Origin of the sequence: Maricaulis sp. (assembly GCF_034670125.1) — a bacterium.
GTDB lineage: Bacteria > Pseudomonadota > Alphaproteobacteria > Caulobacterales > Maricaulaceae > Maricaulis.
On the sequence record NZ_JAXMOC010000003.1, the window covers coordinates 182,668 to 196,098 of the forward strand.

13 protein-coding genes, 1 tRNA gene and 1 pseudogene are annotated in these 13,431 nt (G+C 65.6%); 10 read left to right on the forward strand and 5 right to left on the reverse strand.

The window, feature by feature from the left end:
* The first annotated feature begins 55 nt into the window (after window positions 1-55).
* The 3 genes from VOI18_RS07080 to VOI18_RS07090 all read left to right on the forward strand — a co-directional run bounded on the left by VOI18_RS07080 (window position 56) and on the right by VOI18_RS07090 (window position 4,341).
* Entirely contained in the window at window positions 56-2,611 is a 2,556-nt protein-coding gene (locus VOI18_RS07080) for a DUF4175 domain-containing protein (RefSeq protein WP_323761699.1), read from the forward strand.
* Window positions 2,612-2,777: 166 nt separating this feature from the next.
* Window positions 2,778-2,851: transfer RNA gene (locus VOI18_RS07085), tRNA-Lys, on the forward strand.
* A 350-nt stretch (window positions 2,852-3,201) separates the two neighbouring features.
* Window positions 3,202-4,341 carry a slipin family protein gene (locus VOI18_RS07090; RefSeq protein ID WP_323761700.1) on the forward strand — a complete coding sequence of 380 codons (1,140 nt, stop codon included), beginning with the start codon at window positions 3,202-3,204 and terminating at the stop codon, window positions 4,339-4,341.
* Between the two features lie 85 nt (window positions 4,342-4,426).
* Here VOI18_RS07090 and VOI18_RS07095 read toward each other — a convergent pair whose 3' ends face one another.
* On the reverse strand, window positions 4,427-5,200 hold the full coding sequence (locus VOI18_RS07095; RefSeq protein ID WP_323761701.1) for a hypothetical protein: 774 nt from the start codon (window positions 5,198-5,200) through the stop codon (window positions 4,427-4,429).
* Between the two features lie 15 nt (window positions 5,201-5,215).
* Window positions 5,216-5,320, reverse strand: a pseudogene (locus tag VOI18_RS15050) (MJ0042-type zinc finger domain-containing protein); the annotation flags it as partial.
* Window positions 5,321-5,402: 82 nt separating this feature from the next.
* Between VOI18_RS15050 and ftsE the strand changes: the two are divergent.
* From ftsE to VOI18_RS07120, 5 genes are all read left to right on the forward strand, one after another.
* Window positions 5,403-6,248: a cell division ATP-binding protein FtsE gene (gene ftsE / locus VOI18_RS07100; RefSeq protein WP_323761702.1), complete on the forward strand. Its 846-nt coding sequence runs from the start codon at window positions 5,403-5,405 to the stop codon at window positions 6,246-6,248.
* A complete protein-coding gene (locus VOI18_RS07105; RefSeq protein WP_323761703.1) occupies window positions 6,241-7,146 on the forward strand; it encodes a hypothetical protein in 906 nt (301 codons plus the stop codon). Before ftsE ends, VOI18_RS07105 begins: the two co-directional genes overlap by 8 nt.
* Before the next feature lie 99 nt (window positions 7,147-7,245).
* Window positions 7,246-7,833, forward strand: a complete 588-nt coding sequence (locus VOI18_RS07110; protein WP_323761704.1) for a YdcF family protein — start codon at window positions 7,246-7,248, stop codon at window positions 7,831-7,833.
* Complete coding sequence (locus tag VOI18_RS07115) at window positions 7,833-8,567, forward strand: lysophospholipid acyltransferase family protein (RefSeq protein WP_323761705.1); 735 nt, start codon at window positions 7,833-7,835, stop codon at window positions 8,565-8,567. Before VOI18_RS07110 ends, VOI18_RS07115 begins: the two co-directional genes overlap by 1 nt.
* A 2-nt stretch (window positions 8,568-8,569) precedes the next feature.
* Window positions 8,570-9,580: a DUF2125 domain-containing protein gene (locus tag VOI18_RS07120; protein WP_323761706.1), complete on the forward strand. Its 1,011-nt coding sequence runs from the start codon at window positions 8,570-8,572 to the stop codon at window positions 9,578-9,580.
* Here the strand turns inward: VOI18_RS07120 and hisC are convergent.
* Window positions 9,577-10,665, reverse strand: a complete 1,089-nt coding sequence (gene hisC, locus VOI18_RS07125; protein ID WP_323761707.1) for a histidinol-phosphate transaminase — start codon at window positions 10,663-10,665, stop codon at window positions 9,577-9,579. The genes VOI18_RS07120 and hisC overlap by 4 nt on opposite strands.
* A gap of 9 nt (window positions 10,666-10,674) precedes the next feature.
* Window positions 10,675-11,433 (reverse strand): methyltransferase domain-containing protein, encoded by a 759-nt coding sequence (locus VOI18_RS07130; RefSeq protein WP_323761708.1) that lies wholly within the window; start codon window positions 11,431-11,433, stop codon window positions 10,675-10,677.
* A gap of 93 nt (window positions 11,434-11,526) precedes the next feature.
* Between VOI18_RS07130 and gloB the strand changes: the two genes are divergently transcribed.
* Complete coding sequence (gloB, locus tag VOI18_RS07135; protein ID WP_323761709.1) at window positions 11,527-12,297, forward strand: hydroxyacylglutathione hydrolase; 771 nt, start codon at window positions 11,527-11,529, stop codon at window positions 12,295-12,297.
* Entirely contained in the window at window positions 12,294-12,746 is a 453-nt protein-coding gene (locus tag VOI18_RS07140; RefSeq protein ID WP_323761710.1) for a cupin domain-containing protein, read from the forward strand. The genes gloB and VOI18_RS07140 overlap by 4 nt, the downstream gene beginning before the upstream one ends.
* On the opposite strand, the gene VOI18_RS07145 is transcribed toward VOI18_RS07140, so the two are convergent.
* Window positions 12,747-13,421 (reverse strand): DUF4908 domain-containing protein, encoded by a 675-nt coding sequence (locus VOI18_RS07145; protein ID WP_323761711.1) that lies wholly within the window; start codon window positions 13,419-13,421, stop codon window positions 12,747-12,749.
* Window positions 13,422-13,431: the final 10 nt, after the last annotated feature.

Here is a 13,431-nt window from a genome sequence, read left to right on the forward strand (position 1 = left end):
AAGTGTAATGCATCGGAGCCTCGTTATTCCGCTGCACCGTGGTAGTTTTCACGACATGCGCCGTACGTCCCTGATCCTTGCCTGGTTTTCGCTCGTCTGGGAGCGGTCGGTTCCGGTTGTCTGGCCGGGCCTTGCCTGGGTCGCCGGTTTTGTGATTCTGGCCTTGCTGGGCATATGGGAAATGTTCGGCGATCCGTGGCGCGCGATTTATGCCGTCACGACATTCATCCTCGCGGTCTGGCTGACCCGGCCCGGGGTTGGTGCCTTCCGCTGGCCGAGCGATGACGACACCGCGCGACGGGTTGAGACGGACAGCCACATCACCGCCCGCCCGCACGAGGCCCTGACCGACCGACCGAGCGATGGCGATCCGGTGGCCCTCAAGGTCTGGACCGAGCATCAGGCGCGCATGGCCGCCCGCCTCGCAGCAGCGCGGGCGCGACGACCGCGCGCGGCCTGGGCCCGTCTCGACCGCTTCGCCCTGCGGGGCATGTTGGGGCTAGGCCTGATTGTCAGCTGGCTCGTCGCCGGCCCTGCCGCCCGCGACCGGGTCGGCGAAGCCTTCTCGCCAGACCTGATCATCGCCGGTGGCCAGACGGTGACGATTGATGCCTGGATCGACCCGCCCGCCTATACCGGCCGCGCACCGATCTTTCTGGCCGACGACAGCCGGACGGCAACCGTCCCCGCCGGATCGACCTTTGTCGCCCGGATCGCCGGGTCCCGGCGCCAGCCGACTCTGACCCTGCGCGACAGCGATGGCCGGCAACGCGCTTCGGGCAACGAGATTGGCGACAGCGTCTGGGAACTTCGCCAGCCGATCGACCTGGACGCCAGCCTGCGCCTTGCCGCGCCCGGCACGCGCGAGACCTGGTCGATCCGGGTCACACCCGACACCCCGCCGCGGGTGCGCCTGACCCAGGTGCCCGACTCGACTGCCGCCGGTGAACTCGACCTCGACTTCACCGTCACCGATGACCATGGCGCAACCGGCTACGCCCTTGAAATCCGGCCGGAGAGTGACAGCGATGCCGCCTGGCAATCGCTCGACATTGACACCAACTCCGTCGTGCCCAGTGGCGAAGCCGACGCCATGTCGACCCTGCTGGAAACGGCCCGCCATCCGCTTGCGGGCAGCCGTGTGGAAATCCGCATGGTGGCAACCGATGCCGCCGGCAATACGGGGCGGTCTCCGGAATTGGGCATCACCCTGCCGGCGCGAGTCTTCCTCGATGCCCTCGCCCGGGCTGTCGCCGAGCAGCGCCGCGACGTAATGGCAGCCCGTGAACCCTACGAGACCCTCTCCGAACCCGAGCCCCTTTTCGCCGAGGATGTTCCCGCCGGTCCGGCCTATTTCACCGAAAACCCCGCCCGGCGTATCGAGCGGGCACCGGAGGGACTGCAGCAAGTCGCGCGGAGTCTGGCGGCCATTTCGGACGCGCCGGAATATTTCTTCGAAGATCCCATCGTCTATCTCGGGCTGCGCGAAGCGCTGCACAGGCTGCGCCGCCAGCGCGACCAGGCCGCCCTCGGCAATCTGGAAGGCGACCTCTGGCTCATCGCGCTGCGAGCCGAACTCGGTTCGCTCGCCGATGCCGAAGCGGCCTTGCGGGCTGCCGAGCGCGCCTTGATGGAAGCCCTCGCCCGCGGCGCCGACGAGACCGAGCTTGCCGCCCTGTTCGAGGCCTATCAGGAAGCCATGCAGAACTACATGGCAGCCATGGCACGCGAAGCCGCCGAAGACGGCAACTTCGCCGAAGGCGGGCAAGGTCAGAACCTGAATTCCGAAGGCCTGCAGGAGATGCTGGACGCCTTGCGTGATGCCGCCGAGCTGGGCAATACCGCCGACGCCCGCCAGGCCCTCGCCGCCCTGTCGGAAATGCTGCGCAACATGCAGATGCAATTGGGTCAGGGCCAGGGTGACGGCCAGCCCAGCGACCCGATCTCAGAAGCCATCGCCCGGGCACTTGAGGAGCTGGGCGAGGTCATCGGCGAACAGCGCAACCTCCAGGACGAGACCTTCGGTCTGTCCGAACAGGACGGCGGCGCCAGCCAACCGCAATCCGGCAGCTCATCGGGACAACAGCAGCAAGGCCCCCAGTCCGGCGAGGGCCCGCAATCACTGGCAGAGAACCAGAGCGGCGGTGGCCAGAGCGCCCAGGGCTTGGCCGATGCCCAGGGTCAATTGGCCCAGCGTTTCTCGGAGTCCGCCGATGCGTTGCCAGGTGCGGGCGAAGAGGCGATGGGCGGCGCCGGAGAAGCCATGCGCCAGGCCGAAGAAGCGTTGCGAAATGGTGATACCGAAGGGGCCCTGGCCGCTCAGGAGCAAGCCCTTGCCGACCTGCGCTCCGGTGCCGAGCAACTCGCCCGCGAACTACTGGACCGGATGCAGGAAAATGGCAGCCAGATGGGTGAAGGCGAGGACAATAGCGACCCGCTTGGCCGTCCGGCCGAAGGCGCCTTTGCCGATGGTTCCGGCGTCGAGGTCCCCGACGAGATGAGCCGGGCCCGGGCCCGCGACATCCTGGAAGAACTCCGCCGCCGCGCCGCCGAAGCCGGCCGCCCCCAGGAAGAGCTCGACTATATTGAGCGCCTGCTGGACCGGTTTTGACGCCTGGCATTGTGGTTAATCCGCCACACCGGGATTTTTTCGCAACATAGCGGTTGATTGCTGATCCGACCTCGGTCAGAACCCGCCTCCCGATTGCGTGGGGCTCGTGAGACCCCGCCGGCGCGGAGGGCGATGCCCATCCCGTGTTCCGGTTGCATGAGGGATTGCTTGGAAAGCTGATCTGGTAAAGCACATGACCTTTAATCATGGATATTGGGGTTCAAATCCCCATCCAAAGCCTCGACCTGCAAAGTCGACTTACCTGACTGTTGAACCAGGCTGCCAGGAGCGTTCGCGCCCCTGCCTGAGCCATTTGTCGCCGACCTTTGTGCCGGCCTTCAAACGTCCAGCAGACCGGCAGACGGCGCCCGCACTTTGCGGTGCGCGGGATACCGGCGCCAACGAACCGCCCGAGGGCGTGTTGCTTCGGAGACTGAACGCCGCCTAGCGGCCACGCCTCCTCGCGACAGGTCCTTTAAAGGCCGGGACCTGTCGCCTGAACGTCCACCCCGTGTGCGTTCCGTCGAACGGTCCTGGCAGTCCTGCCAAGCCTTTGACCAAAAAGAACAAGAAAGGCCTTTGATATGATTATGACCACGGCCGTTCTGGCCGAACACGAACGTGGCCTGGTGCTGCGCGATCGCGCGATTGTCGACCTCGTCGGCCCCGGACGCCATCAGTGGCTCGATCCGCTGGCACGAATCCGCGTCGAGATTTTCGATACGCGCCGCGCAATCCTCGACTTCGAGCTCGCAAACCAGATCCTGCGCGCACGCCCGGACCTGGCCGAGGGAAACTTCATCTACGTCCAACCGCAAGCCGGCACGCTGGCTCTGGTGACGCTGGATGGAGCTCCGCACGCGCTGGTGCCGCACGGCATGACCCGCGCCTTCTGGACGGTCATGCACGACGTTCGCGTCGAGATGGTGGACCTTGCCGAGGCCGACCGGATTGACCCGCGGCTGGCTGATCGCTGGTCCTCGCAAGCCGGCACGGCCATCGTGCAGGCCCGGATTGCAAGCGAACGCGCTGGCCTGCTGTTTGTCGACGGCGCGCTGCGTGAGCGCCTGGATCCGGGGCGTCACGCCTTCTGGGCGGCGGACCGTCTGATCCGTATTGAAAGCGTCGACATGCGGGAAACTGCGCTCGACGTAACCGCACAGGAAGTGCTGACCCGGGATCGTGTCACAATCCGTCTGAACCTGACCGCCTTCACCCGGGTCATCGATCCGGTGTTGCGTGCCAAGGCCCTGACGGATGCCGATGCGCACATCTACAAGCTGGTCCAGTTCGCCGCCCGCGAGGCGGTCGCTGGCCGGACACTGGATGGGCTGCTGAAGGACCGCATCGAGGTTGACCGGGAGATCACGGCACATCTGCGTGACCGCCTGGTCGACACCGGCGTGCAGGTCGGTGATCTGCGCATCAAGGACGTCATCCTGCCGGGTGAAATGCGTGACATGCTGAACAAGGTGGTGGAAGCCGAAAAGGCGGCCGAAGCCAACCTCGTCCGTCGCCGTGAGGAAACCGCCGCCACGCGGGCGCTCCTCAACACGGCACGACTGATGGAAGATCATCCGGCGCTGATGCGGCTCAAGGAGCTGGAAGCACTGGAACGGCTGACCGACAAGGTCGGCCGGATCGATGTCCACCAGTCGTCGGAAGGGGCTGGACTGCCGGCTCTCATCGACACGTTGATGGGCAAGCGGGTCCAGCCACAGGACGCATGACGCCAGTCGATTGGATCAGGGCGGGCCCGAAGCCGGGTCCGCCCTTTTTCTTGCCCGGCGCTCAACGGCCGGGAGGAAAGTCGGGTCAGTGATGGTCTGTCTGTACCGGCTCGGCGGCCGCATGGGGGTCCGCCGGAGCGCTGTGGGCAGGTTCAGCCGCGTGCGTGTCGACTTGAGAATGATCCGCTCCGGCGTCGTGACCGGAGGCACCAGTGTCAGTGCCATGCCCGGCTTCCGGTGCGCGGTCGGGATCGAAACCCTGTTCATCCACCGCGGCATTGCCATGGGCCGGCGCCGCCATCAGCACCACTTCAACCTCGACCGCTTCCGGCGGCGGATCGGACACAACCGTGCGGAAGTCCTGGCGACGTCCGGCATCAAGGCGCCCGGCCGGCATGGAGATCGTCCACTCCAGCACGGCCTCGCCATGCTCATCGCGCAGGATGGCGCGCAGTGATGGAATGGCGCGGGACCGACGGTCGAAATTGTGGACATCGCCGGAAACAACCAACAGCGGCACGCCATGATCGACCTCGCGGGAGACTTCCAGCTCGCCCACATCATAGCCCCACGGATTAACCGCCGTGCCAACCATCGCATAGGCCGACGATGCACGAGGCCAGAGGGTCACAATGTCGACCCGGAACACCCAGGCACACATGAACAGGACGGCACAGGCAGCGACCAGTCCGCCCCAGGCACCACCGGCAGCGGCAGCTGACAGCGTCCGGCGTTTCTTTTCCTGGCGTTCGCGAAAGGCGGTATGGACTTTTTTCCCGGCTCCGGACTCTTCCGCCGGAGCATCAGGCGTGACCGGCGGGGCCGGTTGCAGGCTTGGCAGATCGCTGGGATCTTCCACCTCCGCCGTCCATACATGACCGCAGGATGCGCAGCGCACACGACGTCCGTTCGTGCCAATCGCATTGGGATTGGCGCGGTAACGCGTGGTACATGACGGACAGCTGAGTACTATGCTCATATGAGTCGTCTACACATCTTCTTCGGCTCACCCGTCCCCATGGAGGATTTCCATCGTTTCGAGTTCATCCCAGTCGCCGCACATGGACCCGGAGCCGGTTATCCGCTTCGACAATGTCGGCATGCGGTATGGCCGGGGACCCGAGATTTTGCGCGATCTGTCCTTTGATTTACCACGCGGTTCTTTCCAATTCCTCACCGGACCGTCCGGCGCCGGCAAAACCTCATTGCTGAAACTGATTTACCTGGCCGCGAAGCCGTCGCGCGGGCTGATCAGCTATTTCGGCCGCGACGCCGCCACCCTGCCGCGCAATGAATTGCCGGACCTGCGTCGCCGGGTCGGCGTGGTGTTCCAGGAATTCCGCCTGCTCGGGCACATGAATGTGTTCGACAATGTCGCCCTGCCGCTGCGGGTCGCCGGGCGCAAACGCCAAGACTATGCCGAAGATGTCGCCGAACTTCTGGCCTGGGTCGGCCTCGGTGACAAGATGAACGCCCTGCCGGCAACCCTTTCGGGCGGCGAGCAGCAGCGTGTGGCCATCGCCCGTGCCGTGGTCGGCCAGCCAGAAGTCCTGATCGCCGACGAGCCGACCGGCAATGTCGATCCGGAAATGGGCATGCGCCTGCTGCGCCTGTTCGCCGAGCTCAACAAGCTGGGCACCACCATCATAATCGCCACGCATGACCTGCAACTGGTGCGCATGCTGGACGCGCCGGTGATGACACTGGCCAACGGGCACCTCCATATCCGGCCACCGCGCAGTGTTCGCCAGCGGATGCGCGAGGAAGCCCAGGCTGACGCTGACGCCGAAGCTGAGGCCGACCGAATCGCCGCGGCACCGGCCGCCGCCGCTCCGCGCATCCATGACCCGGCCGAACCGGACACCCCGCCGGCCGGCGACCAGCGCGATGGGGAAGGCGATGACTAAAGTCCTGCCCAAACCTCCAACCGGTGGCAATGGACGCCTGCTTCCTCCCGACGCGGGCCGCGACCGACCGCTCTTTGTGGTGGCCGCGATCCTGGTCTTCCTCGCCTGTATCGCAGCCTTGGGCGCACGCGGGGCATGGCTGCAGGCGCAGAGCTGGACGACGGATCTGGAAACCTCGCTGACGATCCAGATCCGGCCGGTCGAGGGACGCGACGCCGATGCCGACGCTGTGCGCGCGGCAGAGATTGCCGAGGCCGTCGAGGGTGTCGAACAGGCGACGGCCCGCGGCCGCGATCATGCGCTGGCGCTGCTGACCCCCTGGCTGGGCGAGGGAAACCTGCCAGACGACCTGCCCTTGCCACTGCTGGTCGATGTCCGCACCCGTTTCGGCAGTGTGATCGATACTGCAAGCCTGCAAGCGCAACTCGATGCAGAAGGGATGGCGGCCCGGATTGATGATCACGGCCGCTGGGCCAATGCTGTCCGGCGGGCAGCCGGGACGGCGCAGGGGCTTGGCCTGGCGCTGCTCGCGCTGTTGGCCGGCGCAGCGGCCGCGGTGATCGCCTTCGCGGCCCGGGCCAGCCTGGCAGCCCGTCTTGACGTAATCGACGCGCTTCACCTGTGCGGCGCCGAGGACCGTTTCATCGCCGGCCTGTTCCAGCGCCGCTTTTTCATGCTGGGACTTAAGTCCGGTGTCGCCGGTGCCGTGATTGCCGGACTGGTCTCGATCCTGGTCAGCCTGGGCGATGCGCCGGCTGACATGGCCTTCTTCCTGCCCCAATGGGCGGCGGACCCGTTCGAGATTGTCTTGCTCGCCATCGCGCCGTTGCTGGCCGGTGCCACAGCCGCCATCTCGGCAAGGCTGGCGGTCGCCGCCGATTTGCGGGGGCGCTGGTGACCGACCATAAATCCGCCCGTTTCGCGCGAGAAACCTGATGCTGGCGAGGCCCCACCTGTCCGGCCGTCCGACGGCGGTCCGACCATTTAGGAGAGCGGCATGAAGCAGAGCTGGCTCTGGCTGCGAGGCTTGTGTTTTGTCGTTGTCCTGGCGAGCGCGATCGGGTTTGCCGCCTATGCCGGCAAGGTCACCGGATATGACGTCCCGGCGGCCGCAACGCCGGTCGACGCCATCATCGTCCTGACCGGGGATGCGGGCCGACTGGCGACGGGCGGGGAATTGTACCGCAATGGCCGGGCCCCGCGCCTGATGATTTCCGGCGTGCACCCGTCTGTCACCACCGCCGACATTCGCCGCCAGACCGGCCTTGATGACGCCGCCTTCAGCTGTTGTGTCACCCTGGGCCGCGAAGCGACCGACACGGTCGGCAATGCCCGCGAAGCCGCCGCCTATGTGCAGGCGAACGGTTATGATCGCTTGATCATCGTGACCTCAGACTATCATCTGCCCCGCAGCCTTCTGGAGTTTCGCAGCCGCATGCCCGGTGTCGACCTGATTCCCTATCCTGTACGGACGCAGGCCCCCTGGCAGGATGTCGGCGCGCTGCGACTCTGGCTCCAGGAGTATGCCAAGTTCACGACGGTCCAGCTGCGACATTCGCTGACCCCGCAGACGGAAGACGCCTGATGCGCTTTTTGCGATCCTTCATATTCTACATCTGGATGTACGGGTTGATGATCGTCTTCGGCCTCGCCGGGACACCCTTCCTGCTTGGTCCGAGGTCCTGGGCACGCGCGATCCTGCGCGCCTATCTCAAGGTGATCTGGTTCGGCATGCGCTGGATCATGGGCGTGACATTCGAGGTCCGTGGTCGCGAACACCTCACCACGGACGGCGCCCTCGTGGCGTCCAAACACATGAGCATGTGGGAGACGCTGGCGTTCTGGGAGATATTGCCCGACCCGGCAATCATCCTGAAGAAATCGCTCGTCTACATGCCGATCTTCGGATGGTTCGCAGTCAAGCTCGGCAATATCTCGATCGACCGCGATGGCGGCGGCAAGGCACTCAAGGGCATGTTGCGGGACGCGGCAAAGCGCGGCAGCGAGAACCGGCAAGTGCTGATCTTTCCTGAGGGAACCCGGGTCTTGCCGGGCGAAACGCCGGAATTGAAACCCGGCATAGCCGGTCTCTACAAGTCGATGGGCAAGCCCTGCATTCCGGTCGCGCTGAACTCCGGCGTCCACCTGCAGACCTATTGCGGCTTGCGCAAGTCCGGCAGGATCGTGGTCGAATTCCTCGAGCCGATCGCGCCCGGCCTCGACAAGGCCAGCTTCATGCAGCAGCTTCACGCGCGGATCAATACGGGCACCGATGCGCTTTTGGCGGCCGGTCAGCCCGCCGCGAAGAAAGAGATCTGACCATGAACGGGCGTATGCGTTTCATTCTGCCATTTGGCGCGATCCTCTTCGTGTTGGTGCTCTATTCCGCCTATTGGTTCTATGCTTCGACCCAGATCCGGTCGGCAGTGGAGGACTGGGTCGCCGACCAGGAGGCCGCCGGCTATGTCATCGAGCGCGAAGCCCTGACCGTTTCCGGTTTTCCCTACCGCTTCCAGATCACCTTCCGCGAACCCCGCATCACGGCGCCGCGCAGCGATGGTGGCTGGCATGCGGAACTGTCGAGCCTGCAGGCCCATGCCGTTCCCTACGACCTGTCGCACTGGATCGTCCGCTTCGGCGGGCCGGCCTTCCTGGCGGATCTGAACGCACCCGGCAGCCGGCTTGAGCTGCAGGCGAGCGACGCCCGCGTCAGCCTTGTTTACGACGAGAACGGAGCCACTTCGCGGGTGGGTGCCGAGCTGGCCAATCTCACCGTCCTCACTCGTGCCGGCGACCCTCCGGACATTCGGTCGATCGGCGCGCTCTATCTCAACGGCGTCGTCTCGACGGACAACACGTTGCGTGTCCGCGGCCTTGTCGAGAATGTGGTTGCCGCGCCCGGTGTACTGGGCCACGACGTGGAACGCGCGTTCGGTGACACGCTGGCCATGGCCCGTGTCGAGTTCACGGTCACCGAGTGGTCGGCGCTGGCACGCAATGCCGACTCGCTCGCCTGGAGCCAGGCAGGCGGCCGTCTGGATATCACTGATGCCGGCCTGCAATGGGGGCCCGCAGACCTGACCGCGGTCGGCGAGTTCACCGTAGACCGGATGGCCCGCCCGGACGGCCGCCTGTCATTGCGGGTCACAGATCCGGACACGCTGGCGGAAGCCCTGGTCGAAGCCGGCCTCATCCCCGAGCAGAACAGCGAAGCCCTGCGCGTTGCGGCCATGATGGCACCGCGCGGACCGGAAGGTGTGTCATTGCCCTTCCGGATCCGGGATGGCGGGGTTTATCTGGGACCGGCCCGTCTGGGCGGCCTCGAGAACTAGGCTTTCATGAAGTCCGACAGGGCGTCGACCAGACGCCGGTTTTCCGTCTCGCTTCCGACCGTGGCGCGCAGAGCGTCCGGAAGCCCGTACGGGTCGACCGCGCGGATGATAAGGCCTTTGGAGGTCAGGTAGGCATCAGCGTCGGCGGCCGTCTTGCCGGGTGTCTGCGGGAAATGGATCAGCACGAAATTGCAGACACTGGGCGTGACTTCCAGCCCCAACCCGCCGATCTGCTGGCGCAGGAAGGCGACCCACTCGTTGTTGTGGTTGACCGAGCGCTGCATGAACTCCCGGTCCCGGATCGCCGCCGTGCCGGCTTCGATCGCGGCCATGTTGACATTGAACGGCCCGCGAACCCGGTGCAGCACGTCGATGATCGCCTTGTTGCCATAGGCCCAGCCGAGGCGCAGCGCCGCCAATCCGTGGATCTTGGAGAAGGTGCGGGTGACGATCACATCATCACGCTCCCGGGCCAGGGCGATGCCGGCGTCATAATCAGCATTGCCGACAAATTCGGCGTAGGCAGCATCGAGGACCAGCAAGGTTGTGGATGGCAGACCATCGCGCAGTCGGCGCACTTCGGAATCGGAGATATAGGTGCCGGTCGGATTGTTGGGATTGGCGAGGAATACAATCCTCGTATCGTCGCCGGCGGCTTCCAGGATGGCATCGACATCCGAGCGATAATCCCGCTCCGGCGCGGACACCAGCCGGGCGCCACACTGCATGGCCACGAGGCGGTAGACCAGGAAGCCGTATTGCGACTGGACGACCTTGTCACCGGGATTGAGGTAGGCCCGGCCGAGAAGCTGCAGGAGTTCGTCCGAGCCTGTGCCGCAAACGATGTTCTCTGCTTCCAGGCCTTCGGCCTCGGCGATCGCCTCGCGCAGCTTGCTGGCACCGCCATCTGGGTAGAGATGGAGTTTCGACGCGGTCGCCGTCATGGCGGCGGCGGCCTTGTCCGAACAGCCCAGCGCGTTCTCGTTGGAGGACAGCTTGACCGGGTTCTCAATACCCGGTGCCTCGGACGAGCCCGGCTTGTAGGGGCGGATGTCCAGAATGCCGGCACGTGGTTCGATAGACATGATAACTCCTCAATCCCTCGGGGCCCGTCCGGACCCGTGACGGGGAGATAGCGCGGGCTGGCGCTGACCTTCAAGTGCCGCCCTGCTTGCACGTGCAGTCCGCAGTCCCGGCGTGATTGCCGCATTGTGCTTGACCGCCTCCACCAGGATCAGGCCGCCCAGGGCCGGCCAGGCGTATTCCCCCACTTCTTCCCACAGGTTGGCGACCCGGCGATGCGTGCTCCAACCCCAGGGCGGCGCGTACAAGGCCCGCGACCAGGCCGTCGGAACGAGCAGTGCGTCATCCAGCAGGCGGGTCAGCTGTCCGCGGGAGAACGGGCGACCATGCCCGAAGGGCGTGGAGTCGAGCCAGGCCCAGATGCCGGTCCGCGACGGCGAGACAATCAACAACCGGCCTTCCGGCGCCAGCACCCGCCAGACTTCACGCAACAGCGCCGGCAGCGAGTCGGTTTCCTCAAGCGCGTGGACCAGCAAAACCCGGTCGAACAGGGCCTCCTGGAACGGCAGGTGGGTTTCATCCCCCAACGCCGTCGGCACACCGTCCGGACCCGGTACGATGGCGCCCTGCGCGGCCGGGGTCAGCGAAACGCAACGCCGCGCCTTGCCCTGCCAGACATCGAGATAGGGGTTGGCGAAGCCGATACCCAACACGTCCAGTCCGGTCACGTCCGGCCAGATCGAGCTCACACGTCGTGCGATCATGCGGTGCGCCGCCTGCCCCTGTCGGCTGCGATAGAAACGGTCGAGTTCAAGGACGTCACGGCGCACTGGCCACACTCCCGCACGATGCCTAAGTTCTCGGACAGCGCCCACCAGGGCGGTTCCGGCAGTGACAGCCTAGCGCAAGCGGACATTTGGACAATGAGCGAACTCCTTATCCGGCAGTTTCCCTGCCTCTCGGACAATTACGGCTTCCTGGTCCACGATCCGGACAGCGGCGAGACGGCCACCATCGACACGCCGGATGCCGACCGGATTCTCAGCGAAGCCGAACAGGCGGGGTGGTCAATCACCCAGATCTGGAACACGCACCACCATTTCGACCATGCGGGCGGCAATGAAGCGGTCCAGGCTGTGACCGGCGCAAAGATAGTGGGGCCGCGCTATGACCGGCATCGCATTCCCGGTATCGCCGTCGAAGTCGAGGACGGCGATGTGATCAGCCTGGGTCAGCACAAGGCCAAAGTCCTCTACACGCCCGGCCATACAATGGGGCATGTCTGCTATCACCTGCCGATGGATGGAATTGCCTTTGTCGGCGACACCTTGTTTGCGCTGGGCTGCGGCCGCCTGTTCGAGGGCACGCCGGCAGAGATGTGGCACTCCCTGTCACGACTGGCGGCCCTGCCCGACGAGACCCGCATCTATTGCGCCCATGAGTATACCGAGGCCAATGCCCGCTTCGCCCTCAGTGTCGATCCGGACAATCACGACCTGCAGGTCTACGCCGCCATGGTCGAGGGTGAGCGCGCCCGCGGCGAGCCAACCGTTCCCACAACGATCGCCGCCGAGAAGGCCGCCAACCCCTTCCTCCGCCCGGATGACCCGGCCATTCGTGCCCGCCTCGGCATGACGACGGATGACGATGAAGACGTCTTTGCCGAAATCCGCCGGAGAAAGGACTCGTTTTGACCCGGCCCGAGTTGACCCTGCCCGAGGAGGCTCGCCGGATCATCGAGACGCTGGGTCTGCAGCAGCACCCGGAAGGCGGATGGTATGTCGAAACCCTGCGCGACCCGGATCCGGCCGGCGGGCGCGACCGGTCAACGGCGATCTATTATCTGCTCGCTGCTGGCGAACAATCCCACTGGCACCGGGTCGATGCGGTGGAAATCTGGCACTGGCACGCCGGGTCACCGCTGGAACTGTCGATCAGCGCCGGCTGCGAAGGCATCACGACATTGATGTTGGGACCGGGCCTGATGGAGGGGCAACGCCCCCAGGGAATCGTACCGGAGGGTGCCTGGCAAAGCGCACGTTCAAACGGCGCTTGGACCCTGGTCGGGTGCACGGTCGCGCCGGGATTTCGCTTTGACGGGTTTGAACTGGCACCGCCGGGCTGGTCACCCGACCGGTCCTGATCAAGTGGCGCTGGGGTCGCTGAGCAATACCTGGCCAATAAAGTCCGACGAGGGACGACCGCCATATCCCAACAGCGGCGCGATCACGACCACCAGAGTGTCGTCCTGGCGGAAGGCGGCAGGCGCATCGCCCAGATCAATCCGCACATGCTCGACACCGCGCAGTCGACGCCGCTCACCCCGGACCGACTCGAACGCTCGGGCAATCACATGCAGGGTATCGAACTGAACGCCGAGTCCGGCGCGCGGGGCCGGCGCGTAGGCGATCGAAATCGACCGGTCGAGCGCGGCCGCCATTTCGCTGGCCAGCGCCTCTGCACGCTCTCGCACTTCGTCTGGAGAGCGGGGCGGCGGTGCCAACGCTCCGGCAGGACTGGCGAAATCGGCGATCACGCCGTCCGGCGATGTCGGCGGAAAATAGGTCGCACCACCAAGGCCGGTCAGCCGGATGACTTCGCGTCCGGTATCGGTGATGAACGCGGTACCGCCGCCCGGCGCGCGGTCCGGATAGAGCACCAGGACTTCGCTGTCGGGCGCGTCGCGCTCCTGCAGCAAAGCGGCATCGCCGGATCGGTCGAACAGGAAGAATTCACCGGTATCGGCGCGCTGGAACCAGCCGGTCACCTGCTCCGCCCGGTCGTTTCGCAACAGGCGGTCGCGCAGGGGATTTTGCATCCCTGTTGCA